Source organism: Tropicibacter sp. S64, from assembly GCF_049803835.1.
Classification (GTDB): domain Bacteria; phylum Pseudomonadota; class Alphaproteobacteria; order Rhodobacterales; family Rhodobacteraceae; genus Pacificoceanicola.
Map to the genome: position 1 here is coordinate 292,065 of NZ_JBNAGK010000004.1, position 20,481 is coordinate 312,545.

At 57.4% G+C, this 20,481-nt stretch carries 13 protein-coding genes; 4 read left to right on the forward strand and 9 right to left on the reverse strand.

The window, feature by feature from the left end:
* Nucleotides 1–302 precede the first annotated feature (302 nt).
* Nucleotides 303–5,840 (forward strand): hypothetical protein, encoded by a 5,538-nt coding sequence (locus ACP159_RS09065; RefSeq protein ID WP_425099348.1) that lies wholly within the window; start codon nucleotides 303–305, stop codon nucleotides 5,838–5,840.
* Nucleotides 5,841–5,855: 15 nt separating this feature from the next.
* Here ACP159_RS09065 and ACP159_RS09070 read toward each other — a convergent pair whose 3' ends face one another.
* The 9 genes from ACP159_RS09070 to ACP159_RS09110 form a co-directional block, all read right to left on the reverse strand.
* Nucleotides 5,856–6,317 carry a hypothetical protein gene (locus ACP159_RS09070; RefSeq protein WP_425099349.1) on the reverse strand — a complete coding sequence of 154 codons (462 nt, stop codon included), beginning with the start codon at nucleotides 6,315–6,317 and terminating at the stop codon, nucleotides 5,856–5,858.
* A 608-nt stretch (nucleotides 6,318–6,925) separates the two neighbouring features.
* Nucleotides 6,926–10,351, reverse strand: a complete 3,426-nt coding sequence (locus ACP159_RS09075; RefSeq protein ID WP_425099350.1) for a type I restriction endonuclease subunit R — start codon at nucleotides 10,349–10,351, stop codon at nucleotides 6,926–6,928.
* 18 nt (nucleotides 10,352–10,369) lie between these two features.
* A complete protein-coding gene (locus ACP159_RS09080; RefSeq protein ID WP_425099351.1) occupies nucleotides 10,370–11,161 on the reverse strand; it encodes a hypothetical protein in 792 nt (263 codons plus the stop codon).
* Nucleotides 11,158–12,357 carry a restriction endonuclease subunit S gene (locus tag ACP159_RS09085; RefSeq protein ID WP_425099352.1) on the reverse strand — a complete coding sequence of 400 codons (1,200 nt, stop codon included), beginning with the start codon at nucleotides 12,355–12,357 and terminating at the stop codon, nucleotides 11,158–11,160. Before ACP159_RS09085 ends, ACP159_RS09080 begins: the two co-directional genes overlap by 4 nt.
* The gene (locus tag ACP159_RS09090; RefSeq protein WP_425099353.1) at nucleotides 12,354–14,456 is read right to left on the reverse strand and encodes an N-6 DNA methylase; all 2,103 of its coding nucleotides are present in this window, start codon (nucleotides 14,454–14,456) and stop codon (nucleotides 12,354–12,356) included. Before ACP159_RS09090 ends, ACP159_RS09085 begins: the two co-directional genes overlap by 4 nt.
* Nucleotides 14,453–14,656, reverse strand: coding sequence for a type II toxin-antitoxin system Phd/YefM family antitoxin (locus tag ACP159_RS09095; RefSeq protein WP_425099354.1), 204 nt, complete (start codon nucleotides 14,654–14,656; stop codon nucleotides 14,453–14,455). The genes ACP159_RS09090 and ACP159_RS09095 overlap by 4 nt, the downstream gene beginning before the upstream one ends.
* Nucleotides 14,657–14,753: 97 nt before the next feature.
* The gene (locus ACP159_RS09100) at nucleotides 14,754–15,113 is read right to left on the reverse strand and encodes a hypothetical protein (RefSeq protein WP_425099355.1); all 360 of its coding nucleotides are present in this window, start codon (nucleotides 15,111–15,113) and stop codon (nucleotides 14,754–14,756) included.
* Between the two features lie 26 nt (nucleotides 15,114–15,139).
* Nucleotides 15,140–16,465: a recombinase family protein gene (locus ACP159_RS09105; RefSeq protein ID WP_425099356.1), complete on the reverse strand. Its 1,326-nt coding sequence runs from the start codon at nucleotides 16,463–16,465 to the stop codon at nucleotides 15,140–15,142.
* The gene (locus ACP159_RS09110; protein WP_425099357.1) at nucleotides 16,462–16,908 is read right to left on the reverse strand and encodes a DUF2924 domain-containing protein; all 447 of its coding nucleotides are present in this window, start codon (nucleotides 16,906–16,908) and stop codon (nucleotides 16,462–16,464) included. Before ACP159_RS09110 ends, ACP159_RS09105 begins: the two co-directional genes overlap by 4 nt.
* 330 nt (nucleotides 16,909–17,238) lie before the next feature.
* Here ACP159_RS09110 and ACP159_RS09115 point away from each other — a divergent pair, with 330 nt between their 5' ends.
* The 3 genes from ACP159_RS09115 to ACP159_RS09125 form a co-directional block, all read left to right on the forward strand.
* Complete coding sequence (locus ACP159_RS09115) at nucleotides 17,239–19,395, forward strand: hypothetical protein (RefSeq protein ID WP_425099358.1); 2,157 nt, start codon at nucleotides 17,239–17,241, stop codon at nucleotides 19,393–19,395.
* A gap of 76 nt (nucleotides 19,396–19,471) precedes the next feature.
* The gene (locus ACP159_RS09120; RefSeq protein ID WP_425099359.1) at nucleotides 19,472–19,705 is read left to right on the forward strand and encodes a hypothetical protein; all 234 of its coding nucleotides are present in this window, start codon (nucleotides 19,472–19,474) and stop codon (nucleotides 19,703–19,705) included.
* Between the two features lie 116 nt (nucleotides 19,706–19,821).
* Nucleotides 19,822–20,481 (forward strand): hypothetical protein (locus ACP159_RS09125; protein ID WP_425099360.1); only part of this gene is annotated, 660 nt, incomplete at its 3' end.

Sequence of the window (20,481 nt, forward strand, 5' to 3'; positions counted from 1 at the left end):
CGGAACGGAAGTCCAAGGTTCAGTCGCCAGAATCGCCGCGCCCAATTCTCACGCGCTATCGCCATCTTGCTACAGCCCATAGTGCCGATGACGGACGGCCACACGGACCCACCGGCGCGGTATCCCTCGACGGCAGATGACGACTTCGTCGCCAACCACGCGTCGTTCTGGCGCTATGGGCTGGGCCGACAACCCGAGAAAATTGCTTGCCGAAGCCATGCATCGAGTGCTGTATTGTCTAAACAGGGTACGGACGTGGGTCGACCACCTCGCAACGAAGAAAACGTACAGGGACATACTTCTTGATTTCAATCGAAGGGCTTCAGGCGAACGATCCAAGGCGGGTGTCCATAGAGGAAGCACTCGAACAATGGATCGCGGGCGCAGATGTTCATCTTGACGCAATTCCTGGCGGTTTTTCCGGTTCCGCAGTTTTTAAACTCGATGTCCGAAAGGCGCCAAAAGACACTATAAAAAGTGGTGTATATATCCTCAAGATTAGCGAAGCCCCCAAGTACCAGGATCAAAAGCCAGAAAAAAGTTCTCATGAAGTCGCCTACAACAGAGCGCCGGCGTTTTCTGAGGAACATATTCCACAACTAAGGTATAGTTACCGCTCTGAGCGGGATAGCCACTATGACGTAATGGTATTCGATATTGCAGGTCGTAGTTTGAATCGATACACGGCATCAGTGGGGAAACACGCCAACTTAATCTTCGATAACGCTGATGGAATTGTTAGTAATCTATTGTCCGCGTGGGCAGACGAAGAATTTCAACCCAGATCGAGTGCACATGAAGTGCTCAAGAATGCCTGCGGTTATCGCTCTGACCATACAAAAGCTTCGGAACTCCACGATTTCATAAATAGTTATTGTGGCGGCGAGATATTTCCGATGGCGGGCGAGATACTAGTCAATCCGCTTCACTTCCTCGATTTGCTTTCGCAGAATTACAAGGAGTCACTTTCTCCCCTTACTGGACTCAGTCATGGCGATCTCCATGGCGGAAACATTCTTTTTCATCGCTTCAATCCTGATTCCAATCCCTACTTTATCATTGATTTCGCGCTCTCATCAGAGAATTTGGTTGGATTTGATCTAGCATACCTCGAACTGTCATTTGCGCTATCAATCCTCGGCGCCAATGGGGCTTCACCACTCATCGCTGTCCTAAATGCGCTCGATCCGGACAATACGACCGCAGTCGTCCCACCCAATGCGATGTGGATTGAGAAGCTATTCACAAAACTTAGGCTGCCACTTGAAACGTTTCTATCAAGCCGCTTCCCGGCAAGACAAGATGACTTCGAGAAACAGATTCTTCTTTCACGTGTGGCCGCTGGCATCAACTGGGCCAATAAGCCAATTGATCGCTCGTTGAAGATTTCTGCCTTAGCTTACGCCGGTTGGGCGGCCCGTCGCTATCTGGAAGTGTTCCTAGATGAAGAATGGGCCCGTATATCACGCCTTGAACTAAGTGAGAGTGAGTCAAATTCATCTTCCGATGCACTGTGGCAGCAGTTGTTTCGCGAAGCCGGAAGTTTCACTCAGTCAAATGGCCTGTTTGTCCTTGTGACAGAAGGTCAGCACCCGGATCCTCACCTGAAAGCGCTTGGCCATCTGCCATGGTCAGCTGTCATAGACCTGGACCCAAATTCTGATGAAAACGGACTTTATCGGTATAGCTCTGACGTGTTGGCAGCGAAGCGCAGTCTTCATCTCTTTACCTCAAATATCCCTGAATTTGATCCCCGAAGGTCGACCGCATGGATGCTTGCGGCGGGGTGGTCGACAAGAAAGGAGTTCTTTCCAGACTTCCACAAGTGGCGATGGGATCGCTTGCCAATAGTTCGACAGCTTGTGAAGAAAATTGCAGAAAGAACAAACCCAACCCCAATATACTGTCTTATTCTCCCAGGCCTCACACTCGATAAAAATAATCCATCTTCAAGAATCGAAAGCATAATTCGAGACATCGATGAGGCAACGAGAGGTCGAGCAAAGATATTCGTGCTCGGTGGAAGGGCAATCAACGAGTCGGCGACAAACCTTTTCACGGTTCCGCTTTCGGTAGGAGATTTCGTAAGGCACGCCGCAAACACCTTTGGCACTACGGTTGAAGCGGAAGGATGCAAGATTCCAGGGCCGCCTGGTGAGTATCGGACTGTGCTGCCGGAGAAGATCCGAGCGTTCGAAGAGAACTTATCAGTACTACACTCAGAAGTTCTGAACTCCATTTTGTCAGACGCAGGCAATTCTTCTTTATCCGATTTCTGGCGTGGACGCCCCCCGACGTGGGAAGAAATCTCTGCGGATGTCGACATTAGGCGCGACACTAATGACTCCCTAATAAATGAATGTCAAAAGTGGCTTTCATCTCATCGAAATCATACCATCGTAGTTGAACATCAACCCGGCTCCGGCGCAACAACTTTGGCGATGCGAGTGGCTTGGGAACTTCATTATGAGCACCCAACCGCATACATTGAATCTTTTTCCCCTAGTCTTGGAGAGAGGATCAGGGAGCTATTTTTAATTTCTGAGCGACCAGTATTTGTTGTTGCCGATAGTTCCGTACTTACGGAAAGTAACCGCGAGGATGTTCAGAGATATTTGGCACAGAACAACTGTCGTGCAGTGTTGCTATATTTGCGGCGATCGTTCTTTCCATCTAAGAAACGATCTTTCGAGATCATAGAGAGCCTCACTCCGAGAGAGGTGAAAAAATTTAAGTCAACCTATATGTCACTGACGGAAGATTCTCGAAAAAGGGAGCAAATCTCAAAAGTATCGACCAATGAAACTCTGAAGAAGTATCGTTTGCCATTCTTCTACGGATTGATAGCGTTTGAGCGAGATTTCTTGGGGGTTGAGAATTATGTAGAACACCATATTGCCGGCGTCAGCCGAGATATTCGACGAGTGCTGGAGCACATCGCCGTGGTTACGATATTTTCGAACGGCACCATTCCAGAGAGCATAATATACTCGATTTCGGGTGTTGAACCGGATTCAAATCTGGAACTGAGGGATTTATTCGGTGATGGCGTCGCCAACCTTTTATTGAGCTATGGTGGTGGCGTTCGGATAATGCACCAAATACTGGCCGAAGAGGTTCTAGAGCACTTTCGTCTGGGCCTCCAGGATGATTGGCGTTTGGATCTGAAGTCCTACTCCATCGATCTGATATCTGACTTGGTCAAGGCCGCGGGATCCTCTGCCTGTGTGGACCTTTTTCGACAGTTGTTCATCGACCGGTCGGGTTCAACCGATGGCGTGGAGGACAGAGAGGACTTCGCCCCGATCATTGAAAACCTTGATGCTATCGACGTCTCGCTCGGGCATTCTGTTCTACAGCACTTGTGCGACAACTGTCCAGACGAGTCACATTTTTGGAGCCACCTAGGGCGGCATCAAGTGTATCGCATGCGCCGTGACTTCGAAAAAGCAGAGGAGTACCTTCACCGTGCGATTTCACTCAGTAGCAATGATGCAGTTCACTACCATACGCTTGGTCTGGTTATCCGTTCGCGTCTGCGGCATAGCCTTAAGTCTCTACCAAGAGTTAGCTCGTTGGATGATGTCTTTCAGGCGTTGGACCCACTTTATTCGGAAGCTGAGAGTGCATTCCAAGAGGCGCGGAGGCTTAGTCCGGATAACGTCTATGGCTACATAACAAACATCCAGTTGATTACCGCTTCAATTGCGCGTCTCAAGGCGGCGGCGGCGGTTGAATCGGTATCCATGATCTCCTCTGAGTCTTCAGAGGTGGCTCTGTGGTTAGAAGAGAAATTGTCAGAGGCAGAGGAGTTGTTGCGCGGCGCTACAAATCTCTACTCTACGCTTGAGCCCACAAATGACTACCTTGTTGAATGCGAAGCTGAGCTCGACCGCCTCTACGGAGACCTTGATGGTGTGGTCGAGAGATGGGAGTTGGCCAACGCAAGTGGAAAAGGCGCGAATACACGTTCAAGGAACGCCTTGGCGAATGCGTATCTTGTTCGTGGAGAGAGAAAATGGAGTAATCTTTCAGCTTCGGAGAAGAGGAGAATAGCTGACCTGTCGGCTACGAATTTGCGTGAGGCTGGCAGGCGGTCAGATGATTATTCACTTTGGTTTCATGCATTTTCGGGACTTCCTGAATTTGACTTCGACGAGGCAGTATCTCAAATAACATTGTGGTCAAGACGATTCCCTTCCTGGGAGGCGCATTATTTTCTTTATATTCTCCATTTTTTGTTGTGGTTTGGTCAAAGGACTAATGATCTTGATAACTATCGAGAGAGCCTTCGTCGATGCCAGGAATTGAGTTTTGCGAGAAAGTCGAGGTCGCCGGTTTGGTTTGGGCGAAGCGGTTCAGAGTGTCGCATCGTGTCGGAACTCGACTTAGGTGGGTGGGATAGGGGCCACAATTTTTTTGGAAATGAGGAGCCGCTAATAAGGATAAATGGAGTTATTGACAGTATAAATGGACCAACCTCCGGGACGATAGTCATAGATGGAAGGTTTTCGGTCTTCTTTTCGCCAGGAAGAGACTATGCCCAGTATCGAAGTCTGAACGAGCGCGTAAACTTCTACTTGGGTTTCAGTCCGACTGGTCCAAGAGCTTGGCGGATTGAGACCGGGTTCGTAGAAGGCGGCAATCGGTCGAAAGAACCCGTTGCGGCTGAAGGATCTGTATTGGTGGACCCCTCTGATGAGGAGGCATCAAGAGATACTCAATTGGAGGTAGTCAGCAAGCTCAATTTTGATCGGATCTTGCGTTTTGCTCTTGAGTTTTCACAAGCCAAGGCGAGATTAGGTGCGCGGGTTGAACTAGAGGGCCTTCTTGAGCGTCTGGATGCAGTTCATAGAACGGGTGCTTTGTTCAGTCAGTCGATTGATGTGGCAACCCTTTTGGACGGCCTCAAGGGCTACGGAATATCGAATTACAAGGGCCAAGATGGCAGGGTCATCCTGAATGTAAGTTTCGAGAATGCCGAAACTGATACTGTTTCTGTTGCGGTAAGCGAAAAGCGAATTTTTGGAAAGGTTACGCACGTTCCGGATGGAGAACGATATGGCTTCATTCAGGATAGGGACGATAACGAGTACTTTTTTCACTTCAGCTCAGTATTGCCGGCATTTCGCAGTGATATTCACGGGGAAGGTGAAATTGTCTCTTTTATTCCTGCGTTAGGTGAAAAGGGTCCGACGGCACAGGGCATAACGTTGCACAAGGAAACTGTTGTATCGTCAAGTGGTTGCATTTCTGAGGATCGTTTCTCAGACGCGTTTTGTGAATATGTCTTTGAGCGCATCGACGATTCCAGTAGCGATGCGATCGATTTGGGTCAGCTGATCGACGCGGTCAAATCAGAGTTTTTGGCAACGCGACCGCTTGAGCAGCTGCTTTCAACGAAGTCTCTGGGTTCATTCATAAATGGTATTGAGGGGATTGCGGTTTTTGGCCGGCCTCCGAACCTTTTGGTCGGAAGATCACACCATCCGTTTATCGGGCGTTTGCCCGCTGACGATGGTCGTGCCGATGCGGATCGGCCGGGGGTGAAGAGTGCCGAAGAGGGGAAGGTCGCTCTTAACAAGTCCAGTTTCAAGGCTTGGCTGTCGGGTGAACTCTCAGAGGAACCTGCTGCGTCGGAGGGGATGCCGTTCACCTCCCTGGGTGCTCGGGCGAAGGCGCACTTCGTTGTGAAGGGAAAAGTCCCGCAATCGCTCGGTTTCACTAGCTATGCCGAAATGATATCCGCTTTGGGAGGCTTCCGGATAGAGGGCCCTGACCATCAACAGCGCGTGTTTCGTGCCGATGCGGATAGTTCAATAACGACCGATTTTAACTAGGTAATTTTCTGACTACTATGTCAGATCCAATATTAACCAAATTAATACAGCGACAGATATGATTGCCATCAACCATGAAAGAGTGCTCCAGATACTGTGAATCTTTAATCCTTCAACTAGACGGTAACGGTCCTTCCCGCGATCTATTTCATCGGCCTTGTTCATTAATTCCTCGAGGCTCGGGATTCCGAATTCTTTGTCAATTTCGGACCGAAGAACCCTATATCTCTCATAGCGCCTCTTGAATGCGAGATAGAACTTGAGTGATGTCACGGAAACGAATAGATTCAATACTGTCGCGATGCCGGCCAGCAGGACATCAAAGCTCGTTGTGCTCACGTCGGAATATATTGCGGCAAGGATTGCGCCCGTAGCGACAAAGCTTAAACCGAGAAGGCGTTCACGTTGGTTCTCGTAGCGCCGCGCCTCTTCGTGCTCGATCTTGGCAAATTCTAATAGTATATCGCTTCTATTCATGTGCATGGCCCATCTCGTTGATATGCGCTATGTGTTTACGTCACGTGACTTTCATAAAAAGTTGGGGCGTGAGTCCAACATATCTTTTCAAGGCGTGGATTCCCTCCATCCTGATTTTCTCTTGCGTTCGACGATTGCCCGTACGGCATTGCCCTTTATGTAGCGAATGAAGTTCAGATAATCGGTTGTCACGTGTGAGATGCCCGACGCACGACCGACGGTAGACACTCTAGTTTGAACGCACAAGTCGTCTGTCAGAAGAGCTCGGTGCCACTGTCGCTCGCCTCAGAGCCAGAGAAGGTTCGACGTCAGACCCATCCCCTCCGCCACTTGCCCCAGCGAAAGCGTTCTCCCCATCCGGCTGCGGCCGGATTTTTCCGTTGTTTTCGAGGGTTATGCGGGACGGGCAGTTAACCGGCCCCGGTGCCAAGAGCCTCGGAAGCAGTCTCTCAGGGCCAATATTCTCCGGACCCATTAACCGCGCGCGGTTCGGTTCAGAGTGCCATGCTACTGAAATCATTAGGCTTAGAGTGGGGGCGCACTGGGCGGGGTTCGCAGTTCCGTTCGCCAAGCCACTGGAACCCGGATCGAACGATCAGCGAACGGCCCTAGGCCGCCTGCGCGAAGCCACCGTTCACGGCCTGCTGCCACACATGGGCGTAGACGCTTGCCGCAAGCGCTTTCTTTTCATCGGGCGTGAACGGGGGTGACGGTAGACTTGCGAAGACCTCGTCCAAGATGAAGACCTCGACGTCTGCCTTGGTCTGTTCCTTCTCCCAGAAGCGATCGAGTTCGGCCAAGCGCGTCTTTATGGAGGCCAGGAGGTCGCGACTCGCCTGCTTCACCCGCTCACGAGACGTCTTGTCCAGGTTATCCTTGAGCAGCAGGTCGAAGAGCGCGAGTTCATCCTCGCCAAGCCCCTCCTTCGTTGCGCGCTTCTGTTCCTCGTCCAGACTGTTCACGAGCTCGACCAGTCGACGGAAGGTCTCCTCGATGGTGGTTCGGTCTTTCTCGCGATTGTAGTCGGCGATGATCGCCTCGTACTTCACCTGATAGTCCATCCTTGCGGGATTGCGCGCCAGCATCTCGGCGAGTTTCTGTTCGACGATGTCTCGGATGTCCTGAAGTGCGGTCGCTTTGCGTCTGACCTTCTTTGCGAATTCATCGCGCAGCTTCTCAAGATCGATCTGACTGAGGTCGAAGGTCAGTCCCTCGGCTTGGTCGTCTCCTGGGGCCTGCGTCCGGATGGCCTCGTTGACGATCCGGTGCAACTCCTTCAACAGCTCTGTCACGTCAGCCGTGTCGCGCCGCTCGGTCAGCTTCTTGTAGATTGCTTCGATGTTGTCGTGTCGTTCGGCGTATGCCCAGGCGCTGGGCTCCATCAGCAGCGCCTTGAAGCGGATGAACACCTGCCGTGCGAGAATCTCGAAGCGCCGCTTGGCCTCGTCCGTCGAATAGACGGCTTCCACGGCGTCCTTCAAACCCTTGATGCGCACAAAGCCCTTCGAACCGAGCAGCACGCTTGGATCGAAACCGATGCCGCGCAAATGCGCCTCGGTCGCCTCGATAGCTTCGAGCAGGGCCTGCACCCTTTCCTCGATGGGGGCGATGATCTCTTCTCCGCCTGTGCCATCATCGCCCAGCGCGTACTGAGCCAGCGCGGCTCGCAGGCTGGCCAGCATCCCATTGTAGTCGACAATCAGGCCGAAGTCCTTGCCAGGATACACCCTGTTCGCGCGCGCTATGGCCTGCATCAGCGTGTGCGCCTTCATCGGCTTGTCGATATAGAGCGTCGACAGACATTCCACGTCGAAGCCGGTCAGCCACATCGCACAGACGATTGCGACGCGGAACGGGTGCTTGGGGTTCTTGAAGGCCGTTTCGACATCGATGCGCTCGCCATTCCCGGTATCGAAGCCCTGCTTCATCAGGGCACGGTGCGGGATGATGTCGAACCCCCATTTCTTGAAGTCCGCGACCTCGTTCTGCGCTTCGCTGATAATAATCTCGACGATGGTTTCCTCGAGCCACGTTGCCTGCGCATCCAATTCTTGCGCCTCCTCCGCGAGTACAGCGCGCAAGGATTCATCGGCCGTGGTATCCGCTTGGGTTTGCTTGGCATCCGCCGCCGCCCTGACTTCTGCGGCTTTCGCCCGCCATCGCGGGACGATCATCTGGTGCATCCGGGCGCAGGTGATCTTGTCGATGCAAACAAACAGAGATTTTCCGGATTCCCACCTCGTTGCGCAGTGATCCACGAAATCGGCTGCGATCTTGTCGAGCCGCTCATCGGCGGTGATGACCTCGTAGTCCTTCCCGAGCAGCTTATCGAGCAGCGCCGCCTGATCGGGGTCGAGTTCCGCCTCCTCGATCTTCTCGGCAATCCGTTCGTTCAGATCCGTCTTGGCGACACCCAGCTTCTCGCCCCGGTTCTCGTAGACCAGCTTGACGGTGGCCCCGTCCTCCTCGGACCGCTTGAAGTCGTAGCGCGAGACATATTCGCCGAAGATGCGCTTGGTAATCTCGTCCTGCTTGAACAGCGGCGTGCCGGTGAAGCCGATGAAGGCGGCATTGGGCAACGCAAGGCGCATGTTGCGGGCCAGCCGCCCTGCCTGCGTGCGGTGCGCCTCGTCCGAGATCACGATGATGTCGTCACGCTCGCTGTAGGGCTTCTTCGGGTCCACGTCCTTGTTGAACTTATGGATCAGGCTGAAGACGTACTGGTTGTTCTCCTTCAGGATCCGTTCCAGATCATCGCCGGAGGCCGCGCGAGGGGTATCGTTCCCGGCAATGCCGCAGCCCACGAAGGTCTTGTAGATCTGGCTGTCCAGATCGTTCCGGTCGGTCATCAGCAGGAAGGTGAAATTGCCCGGCACCTTGCGCCGCACCTTCTCGGCGAAGAAGGCCATGGAATAGGACTTGCCGCTGCCTTGGGTGTGCCAGAACACGCCCAGACGGCCGAGATCGGGGTGCGCCCGCTCGATTATGTCGACCGGTCCTTCGGGGATGAAGGACGGCAGCGCCGTTTCCGCCGTCACAAGCGCCCGCTCGCCTTTCCTGCGCTTCGCCGGCGCTTTTCGCTCCAGCGGCAACTCGACAACGCGGTGCCGCAGGCGTTCTCCGGGCGGGATGTCGGCCTTGATCGCCTCCTGCCGTGCAACCGAGGCCACGGCGCGGTTCACGCCCAGCACCTGATGGTTTCTCGCCACCACCTTGCGCGCGGCGCCCGCCTTGCTCTCGTCGAACAGGATGAAGTTCTCGACAAGATCGAGCAGTCTCTCATGCGCCAGCATGCCGTTCAGAAGGCGCTCCGCATCGACGCTGCCTTCATCCCCCTCGTCCAACCGCTTCCATTCGTTGAAATGCTCCCACGCGCTGGTGATCGAGCCGTAACGGGCGCGGTCGCCGTTCGACACGATAAGGAAGGCGTTGTGATGGAACGCATGGGCGATGACGTTTTCGTCCATGTAGTCGCGCAGGTTGCCGTCGAACCCCGCCCGGATGTTCTTGTAGACGGCCTTCAGCTCGATGAAGACCAGCGGCAGGCCGTTCACGAAGCAGACCAGATCGGCGCGGCGGTTGTAGTTGGGCGTCTGGATGCCTGTCAGCTTCAACTCGCGCACGGCGAGGAAGCGGTTGGCCCCGGGGGCGTTGTCGAAGTCGATCACCCTGGCGCGGGCGGATTTCTGGCGGCCCTGCGCATCGCGGTAGGTGACAGGCACGCCACTGCGCAGCATGCGGTAGAAGTCGCGGTTGTGCTGTACCATGGAGCGGCTGACGTCATAGACGGTCAGGGCGCGGATCGCGTCCTCGATGGCTGGTTCCGGCAAGTCGGGGTTGAGGCGGTGGAGGGCCCCGCGCAGGTCGCGGATCAGGACCGCCTCGGTCGTGTCCTTGCGTCCCAGCGTGCCGTCCGGCCCGAGCACCTCTTGGTTCCAAGCATAAACGTTTTCCCAGCCTAGCACCATTTCCAGGTGCTCGGCGAAGGTTGCCTGAACCAGTCTGTCCTCGCTGTTGATCCCCGTTACGGCCATCGAATGTCCTTCATGAAATCACACGCCACGCTCTTTCAAATACCGGCCGGTGCCCCCGATGATACCGTCGATCAGAGCGACGCAATGCGCGCAGAACTCCGGCGTCATGTAGAAAAGCCACGGTTTGCCCTCGCGCTTCGCCAAATCGAACCAGCCCTCCGGCCATTTCTCCAAGTCATCCGCGAAACTGGCGATCTTGACATCGGGCCATTCGAACCCGTTGTGGAACATGTTGTTTCGGTAGCGGAACAGCGCCTCTAGCGTGGTTTGTGTCTGCGGGGGTAGAAAGCGCGCAAGCCCCGTGGCGTCGGACAACTGGCCGATCCCCTGCAGCAGATCGCACCGTGCGCGCTTGGAGCCATGATAGACCTGCGGGTTCCAGACGTCGCGCGCCTTGAGCGCCAACCGCGGGTGATCGGTCGGGAGCGCGATCTTGTCCTTGAGCCCATCGAAAATGGCGGCGAACAGGGACTCTATGAACGGAGCGAGCATGCCGACAGCAGCCATGCTGTGCGCCGAGCTCTGAAATGTCATCTGCCAGAAACGCTGATCGCGAAGGAGTTCTAGGGCCGAGGCGTAGTCAGTATCCCAGCGCGGATCCGTATCAAGAATTTCGAATTGGTAGGCTTCGGCTTCCCTCGCTTCCTCATGGGAGCGGATGGTTCGCTTGATCGCATCCAATTGGGTTTTCAGCAGTGTCTGCCTGACCATTCCCTCAACTCGGACACCCTCTCCAATGAGTTCTGAGAACCGGCTCCAAGACTCACTGCCCTCATCTTCGGTTGGCGGAAGGAAGACGTCCTGCGTCACACTGCGATCTCCCCGTTCATCAGGCGCGGCAGGAGGAGGTCGCGCGCTTGGGCGAGCCTCTGGTTTTGCTGGTGGAGGATTATCAGCTGCTCGAAGGTGTTTGCGAGCGTGTCCTCGACCGGGGACATGAAAGCCCGATCGGGTAGCGGGACAAACACCCGATCCAAAGCGGAACGCCGGATGTGCTTCATCGTGGCTCCGACGGTCTGGTTCTCAAACGCGATTAGCGCTTCCCTGATGGCGCACATAAGGAAGGCGCGACTGACGCGCCCACGCGGGACGACATGAAAAAGGTGTTGGTTGAGCAGCGCCGGACCGCTCGTCCAGACATTCACCGCTAAGGTCCCCGACCATGAGAACAGAAGGTCGCCGTCCTTGAGATGGTACTTCTCGGGGACCATTTCACCGTCATTCCGAGGCGTCTTCTCAGTCACGCCTTGTTTCAACTCAGGAATCTTAACGATGGGCAAGCCGGTGTCGCCGAGATGCGCTGGCTTGAAGGCGAAACCGTTTATGAAGTCAGCCAGGTCGGAGAGCGCGAAACGCTCCCAGCCATTGGGGAGACCGTCGGTGATGGGGACGTGTTCGTGGCCGGGGAAGCGGAAGTGGACGAACCACTCGCGGTAGAGCAGCCGCGCCGCCTCCTCCAAAAACGCGATCCGTCGCCGGTTGTTCTCGATCAGGTCGTCGTAGGCGGAGAGTATGTCGGCGATCCGGCGTTGCTCCGAAACAGGCGGCACTTTGACCTTGATGGAGTAGATTCGCTTTGGCGCAGTGTGGCGAACTTTCGTTCCGGATGCAGTTGCTCGAATATGCCCTCGGACAATCGGCGTGTTGAACAGGCGGTAGAGGTAACCTTTGTCCAACTTCGCTTCGTCAAGGTTTTCGACGAGGCCAATTCGCTGATTGTGAAGATAGCTGCCGACCCCAGGAACAAGTGCGCTGCTGCCCAACAACCCCTCGCCCTGTTCCGTCATCGCGACGATCAGATCGTTAGCGGCCAAAATAAAGTCTTCAGGAGGTTCGACCGTGTAGAAACGATCCTTTCCAGGACGCGCTCGGAAGCCACCCGGCTCGTAAAAATTGCCTGGCGTCAGAACAACATGTTGCCCTTCGTCTCCGAAATACTCACTCTTGAATGCGAACCCATGCTTGATGGTGAACGCATCGCCAAGCTGGATTTCGCGCCAACTCACGCCCCCAACTCCTCGAAGTTGCGGGCGATCTTCGCCGCGAGGTCCGCGGCCTCTTCGTTCAGCCCCTGCAGGTCGATGTGGATCGACCGCAGCGCCTCCTCGAAATCGAAATCCTCGTCCACCTCCTCGGGTGCCACGCCGACATAGCGGCCGGGCGTCAGGCTGTGGTCATGCGCTGCGATCTCGGCCCGGCTGACCCGCTTCACCAGCCCCTCGACATCGCGCAGCACGGCATCGGGGAACCGCTCCTGCAGCCAGTCGGCCTGTTTCACGAAATACCGCGCCGTCCGCAGCGCCTCGACCGCCGCGGCCCGCGCGCCCTCCAGCGCCTTGCGGGCGCGCGTCACCTCGGCATTGGGCCAGAGGGCGTGGTCGCGGGCGTCCAGTTCCTTGATGGCGGTATCCACCACCCGTCCGGCCAGCTTGGCGGCCAGGTCGATCTGCTTGGTCAGGTCACGGCAGCGTTCAGACATGGGGTGCAGCCCGGTGCGCGCCGTGTGCAGCCCGGCATTGTCGCGCACGGCGCCCGCCCAGTCCGCCGCCCGTGCAACCACCTCGGCGTCGAACCCCGCGATATCCGCCGCCAGTGTTGTCCGCGCGCCGGTCAGTTCGCCCCAGGTCTCCGCCAGCGGATCCGGATCGCGCTTGTCGGTTACGAAGGGCTGCACCAGATCGATGAGCTTGCCGAGCACCTTGTCATAGTCGGCCAGCGGCTCCGCCGCTGCCTCGCCCTCGGCAATGGCCTGCGTCAGATAGCTTTCGACGAGTTTCAGGAAGCGGTTCGCCTGGCCGCGATAGAGCCAGACAATGGCGGCGATGTTCTTCTGCTGCTCTGGCGCAAAATCGTAGATGGCGCGCGACACCTTGCGGTAGATGTTGCGCGCATCCAGCATCAGGACCTGATCGGCGCGCTCGGGGTCACGCTCCTTCGCCCGGTCGAAGAACCACAACTGACAGGGCACGGTGCGCGTGTAGAAGAAGTTGCCGCGGATATCGATCATCACGTCGACGGCGCCGGTCTCGACCAGCTTCTGGCGCACCACCGCCTCGTCCCGCCCGGCGCTTGATGCCTGGCTGGACATCACGACCCCGGCGCGGCCGTTGTCGTTCAGGTAGCTGTAGAAGTAGGACATCCACAGGTAGTTGGCGTTCGAGACCTTCTTGGCCTTGTTCACGCCCGGCAGGCCGAAGGGCAGCCGCTTGTCACCCTTGACCTTGTCGGCGTCGACCTCGTCCACGTTGAAGGGTGGATTGGCCATGACGAAGTCGCTCTTGCCGACCAGTTCGTGCGGGTCCTTGTAGTAGGTGATCGCTTCGTTCCCCGCCCGTATCGTTCCCTGCAGGCCGTGAACAGCCAGGTTGATCTGGGCGAGCTTCGCGGTCGTCTCGTTCTTCTCGTGGCCGTAGAAGGTGACACGCTTCATCGTGTCCTGGCCCGCGTCCTCGATGAAGTGGCTGGACTGCACGAACATGCCGCCCGAGCCGCAGGCCGGATCGAAAACGATGCCGTGGTCTGGCTCGATCACGTTGACGATGGTCTGGACGATGGAGGGCGGGGTGAAGAATTCGCCGTTGTCGTGCGCGCCTTGCTTGGAGAACTCGGCGAGGAAGTATTCGTAGATGCGGCCGAAGACGTCGCCGGAGGCATTGCGCAGGGCCTCGGTGTCGAACTTGCGCATCATGCTTTCTAACAGGTCGTCGTCGAAGCGCTCGTAGTCCTTCGGCAACTGGCCCGCGAGCGGTGGGAAATGCTTCTCGACCTCCTCCATGGCGGCGGTGAGCGCGGAACCAAGCTGACCGCCCTTGGGCATGTCGAGGATCACGTCGTAACGGGCCGCCTCGGGCAGCAGCATCGCGCGGCGGCGGCGAAAGTCGGCGTCGACCAGCGGACGATCGGGCATCTTTCCGGCGGCCTTGTCGGCCTCGATCGCAGCGAGAGCAGCATAGTAGCGGTTCGTGGCTTGGCGCAGGAAAAGGAGCCCCATGATGGGCATGAAGTACTCGTTCGACGCGAGGCCTGAATTGGCCCGTAGGTCGTCGGCCATCTTCCAGAGGTCCGCGCCGAACTGTTCGATCCCGGTCAGGTGGTCTGCAATCATTCGCTCGTTTTCGTTACTGCGTTCTGTTCACCCGGACTTATACCAGGCTTATCCAGCGCCTTCAGCCGCTCGTATTCCTCGACTGCCAGCACGACGACAACGGGGCGTCCATGCTTCGCAACCGCGACAGGCTCGGCTCGGGCGATATCAATCAGCCGCCCGAAGCCGTACTTCGCGTCTTTCGCGGTCAGGATCTGCATCTGACTCTCCGCTCTTGCATGGCTTACTTTGGCCAAATTGGCTAAAAAGCACAAGCCATCCATCGAGTCGGGCGTGTTCACCAAGTGCTTGCGGAATTCAAAGTCGCAGCAATGCGCGCTGACTGTTCCAATCCATGGGAAACTGCGCCCGCAGCGACTCAAGCGTCAGGTCGGGCGGCTGTCTTCCCTCAAGGATGGCCTCGACAATCTCCGGTGAAAGCTGGGTAAGACGCAGGAGCCGGGTCAAGTAAGGGGCTGCGATGCGTTCGTGTGCTGCCAAGTCGGCAATGGTGGCGAACTCGCCCGAGTCGAGCAACCGCTGCCATCGAAATGCACGCGCTATGGCTTTGATCATGGTGTTGTCGAAACGCGCACGGGGGACCGACTCTCCAGAAGGCAGCTGCATCTCCTTCCGCCCGCCGCGCTTCACGATACGGAACGGGACATGGAGCGTCACCGTCTCGGGGATTGGAGTCCCTCGGGTCATGCGGCAGCCTCGATTCCGCCGGCCAGCATCTCGCGTGCGAGGCTGCCGAGGCCATCGACGCGCAGTCGCACGTTGAGCCCGTCCGTGCCGATGTCGACGCGTTCGACCAGCAGCGCAACGATGCGCGCCTGCTCGGCAGGGAACAGCTCGTCCCACAACGGGTCGAGCTGCTGCAGGGCCGCGCTGGCGTCTGCCTCAGTGATGTCGGCGGCGTGGGCGCGCGCCGCCTTCAAGGTCCCCGCCACGATCTCGGGCTGGCGGAACACGGCCCGCAGCTGGTCGATGACGGCCGCCTCGATCTCGCCGGCGGGCACACGGCCGACCGAGCACGATCCGGCGCCGTGTTTCAGCACCGTCTGGCTGACATAGTAACGATAGAGCCTCGCGCCCTTGCGGGTGTGCGTCGGCGAGAAAGCGGCGCCATCGGGCCCGAACAGCAGCCCTTTAAGCAGCGCGGGCGTCTCGGCGCGGGTGCGTGCGGCGCGCTTGCGGGGGCTTTCCTGCAGGATGGCGTGGACGCGGTCCCACGTTTCGCGGTCGATGATCGCGTTGTGCTCGCCGGGGTAGCATTCGCCCTTGTGCACGGCCTCCCCAATGAGGGCACGGTTGGACAGCAACCTGTAGAGGAACTTCTTGTCGATCCGGTTGCCCTTGGGCGTCCGGATGCCGCGTTTGGCCACCTCTCGCGCCAGTTCCGTGCAGGACCCGATTTCGAGGAAACGGGCGAAGATCCAGCGGACGTTTTCGGCGCGCTCCTCTTCGATGACCAGCTTCCGGTTCAGGGCGCGGTAGCCGTAGGGTGGCACCCCGCCCATCCACATGCCCTTCTTACGACTGGCGGCGACCTTGTCGCGTATGCGTTCGGCCGTGACCTCGCGCTCAAATTGGGCGAAACTGAGCAGGATGTTCAGCGTCAGCCGCCCCATGGAGGTGGTCGTGTTGAACGATTGGGTCACCGAGACGAAGGTCACGCCGTTGCGGTCGAACACCTCGACCAGCTTGGCGAAATCCGCCAGCGAGCGGCTGAGCCGGTCGATCTTGTAGACCACGACCACGTCGACCAGGCCGTCCTCGATATCCTCCAAAAGCCGTTTCAGGCCGGGGCGCTCCAACGTGCCGCCAGAAACGCCACCGTCGTCGTATTGATCGCGGACCAACACCCAGCCCTCGGAGCGCTGGCTGGCGATGTACGCCTCGCAGGCCTCGCGTTGCGCATGCAGGCTGTTGAACTCCTGCTCCAGCCCTTCCTCCGAGGATTTCCGGGTGTAGACAGCGCAGCGGAGTTTCCGAACGACCTTGGATTTGTCAGCAACCTTGGTCATACCCGCCCTCCCTGCCGCTTGAGTCCAAAGAAGACCAGCCCGTTCCAGCGCGTGCCAGTGATGGCCCGTGCGATCGCCGAGAGCGACTTGTAGGGCCGTCCGTGCCACTCGAAGCCGTCGGACATGACGGTCACAACGTACTCGACGCCCTGCCATTCACGCAGGAGGCGCGTGCCGGTGATCGGCATGGTATCCGCGCGGATACGGCTCATCTTGCGGTCGCCGCCGTCGAGGTCCTCACCCAGCCGTTCCAGCCGCCGGATGGTCTCGGGCTTCAGCCCGCCATAGGCCAGTTCCTGGATGCGGTAGGCCAGGCGGCTTTCCAGGTAGCGGCGGTTGAACGGCGGCGGCTCGCTGTCGAAGAGTTCGCGCCACTGGGTTTTCAGTTCCGGCGTCGGGGCGGTTTTCAACGCGGCGAGGCGCGCGGGGATCGTGTCGGTCATGCGGTTCTCCTTTTGTCGGTGGTTGCATGACCGCTCTGGTCGGGCGGGAAGTGAAGCGAACTTTCTCCATTTGAACCAGATACTTGGTCGCACTCCCGCATCTGGAGGCGGATCAAACCGAGAGCCAGCAAGCAGCACAGTTCGGCCCGGCGTTCGAGGGGTTTCATATGCGCCGGTGGGAGCGGGTTGGGCAATTTCATCGCAGTCTCCAGGTCGTTCTGAACTGGAAAAGCCGTGTTGGGAGGACAAATGGGACATGATGACTCGTGAATTTCCGACTTGATCCCGTGCCAAAGTGCGGATGGAAATGGTTTCGATTGGAGACGAACAATGGGTCGTTTGAAACTTGCCGGCGCACCGCAATTGTCGCGGATACTCAAGGAGGCTCCGTCTGATCAGATTCAAGGTTTCATGAACTCGAAGCAGGTATCTGGAATCCTCGACGGGACATCATTTTCTGAAGCTGAGGGTCCGGACACAATCCATGTCCGCCTATCCTCGTTGCCCAAAGACGATTTGTCGGTGATCGAGAAGCAGGCCGTTCGGATAGTCCAGGTTGCTGGGCAGCGCGCCGATGCGTTGCAATTGCGCTTCGCTGAAAGTCACAAATTTGACTGCCTCGAAGAACTGTCGGATCAACCCGGTCCATTGTTGCGGGCGCTTTGGACTTATCATGCCCGGCATGAATTGTTTGTCGCCACAGAACGGGCCATGCAGGTGAGGAGCTTTCGGGAAAACGATCGCGCTTTTCACACATTTGTCGTCCATTCGCCGCGGCCGCTGGAACTCGAAACACTCGACGAAAACCATTTCGCTTCAGACATTGCTGCTCGTCTTGACCTTCGTCACGGGTGTGTGGCCGAGGCAGTCGAACTGCCACCGCGCGAGGCATCTCCGCGTCAGATCATGATTGCAGTTACAGCCGCAGGTCCGCGGGAAAGTTCCAGAACCTTCGAACCCGACCAGTCTATCGGAACCATCCAGTACCGACCTGCAAATGAACTGATCCTCGTCTATTTTCCGGACGATGGTCGCATCGAGCTTTGTGGCAGACGATGGTCCGATCGAAAGATCGTTGCCGAAAGTTTCGCCCGTGAGATTCTGGGTGAAGACCTTTCCAACCGGCCACTTCGGCAGAGGCGATACGACCTATCCATGTTCCGGCGGGCTTTGAATTTTGAACCACCGGAAGACCTGCAGGACAGAATTCGGTCCGTGGAAGTCACCGAACTGCGTGTCGCGCTCGGTAGCTATGACCGCAAGGTGACCCTGACTGTTGCGCCCGGAGAAGACATCGAGCGCCTTCGGCGCGACATTTTCGGCTCTATCCGAAACCGTCACGGCAAAGGGTTCGTCTGTGACGTGGAACTATATCTTCGGGTTAATCTCTCTGGTTCGGCTGAACGGTCGCTACGCTTCAAGATCAGCAACAGCAACAGCAACAGTTGCACGCTACAATCGCAGACAGACCCGGATTTGCGGGCCGTTGGCTTCGAATTGCTGGAAGCCTGGGGTGTTGTCAAATCCTTCCGCGACGCCAGCCTCGGGGAACTTTCTGACCTTCTCCCCATTCTGATTGCACTACTCGATCATTCAAGTGACGATATCTCCGGACCGGAACTTGTTCAGATGCACTCGGATGTCGACCAATTGACGAGTACGAGATATTTGGGCCGGTGCCAAATCGTTGAAACGCTGATTATTGAAGATGATGAACTCGGAGACGTACTGGCAGACGTCTTGCCCGACTTTCGTGCCAAGTCGGCTGGTCTTTCTGTTTTCGGAGAACAACTGGAGCAAACCGTTGACTTGAATGAAGTATCCCGCTGGCGGATCAACCGAGATTATATCATCGAGACGCTCACGGATGCGTTGTCAGACCTGGGGATTTCCAAAGTTCCGAAATCGCTCAACGACAACGTATTCTTCCTTGGTCACATCACTTTGGGCGACCGAAGTCATCCGGTTTTCCTCGCCACACGGTTGGCTGAAGACAAGGCGTTCAAATCGGCGGACGACGTGATCCGCGCCGCCGCGGACCTTGCTGCCGGGTTCGTGCTTGTCCCCGGTACGGAGCCACTGAACCATCTTGGGTCACATGTGGTGGTCAGCCTGGAAAATATCATCCGTGACAGGGAGCGCCATCATTCTGCGCTCGAAGATGCATGGCGCCTGAACCGGATGGGAGCACGCGCTGCCAGTCTGGTGTCGTTCAAGATTTTTGGTCAAACCAAAGCCGAACTCATCCTGCCTGAGCGGCCTGTTTGGACCATCATCGGCGAAAAACAGATCAGGATCATCGAGCGTCTTTATCAGGCGCATTGCAGCGGAGAGCAGGTGGTCAAGACTGGCGAATTGCTGAAGTATTCTGGTGCAGCGCAATTGGGATCGACGTTCGGTGTAGAATGGAAGAGTCGGATTGTCGGAACCTACCTGGAGAACCCGAAACCCAGCTTTTGGAAGCTTGCCGTCCAGCCTCCATCTTGAAGTGATCTTGATCGCGGGATCGCCGATCTTGAAGTCGGTCTGCCAAATGAGTCGCCATCCAACGATGGAGGCCGACATGGCACGATACCTAAACACTTTTACTAAACAAGGCATTCTCGTCGAGCGCCAAAGATGGCGCGGGGGCGGCGGAGACTGGCGCTGCACCTGCTGCGGCAAGCTGCTTGGCCGTATCGAGAACGGCCGTATCCGCATTCTTGTTTCGCGGAGCCATCCGTACCTGGTCAGTGCGCCGGTGACGTCGGTGTGCCGCGGCTGCGGCGCGCTGAACGAGCTGACGCGGCTGCCGTGATCTGACGGGCGGTCGGTTTTCCGGCCGCCCCTTTTCCATTCCTTTCCAGAGGCGCGCGACGCCCGAACCCGGCCCGATGAGAGGCGCGAGATGCCCGGCCCCAGACCCGGCATCTCATGTCCTCGAACTGGTCCGCGCTCTACGCGCGCCTTGTCCGCTCGGTGAACCGGCATTCCCGTATGATGGCTTTCTCCGAACTTTTTCCAGCCGAACATCCCCCTTCTGGCTTCCGCGATCCGGCGCGCATGCTGGACTGGCTGCATGGCCGCTGCGGGGATCGGGACGCACGGAACGCCGTGCTGTCGCGATTGCTGGGGTACGCATCCGGCCGTGCCCACACCGACCTCGCTGTCGAACTGCTCATCCTCGCGCTTTGGCCCGGGCTCAGCGTCATCCGGCGCCGACTGCTGCCGTTTCGGGAGACCGCTGTTCTGGAGGCCGATCTGCTCGCGCAGGTCACGGTAACCATCCGCCAAGCACACCCGAGCCGCATCATTTCGGTCGCCGCCACGCTACTGCGCAATGTCGAGCGTGACCTGAGACGGGCGTACCGAAAAGAGGTGCCAGGCCTCACCAGGGCTGAACTGGCAACCGAGCTCACCCTGCGCGTCGCAACACCGGATGACGCGGAAGCCATCCTGAAGGCGGCACAGGCCGAGTTCGGTGCCGATGGTGTTCTCGTGGTCGCGGTGCATGTCGCCGGGTTCAGTCAAAAGGACGCCGGGGCGCGGCTGGGCCTGAGCCATGACGCCGCTCGCAAACGCTGTCAGCGCCTC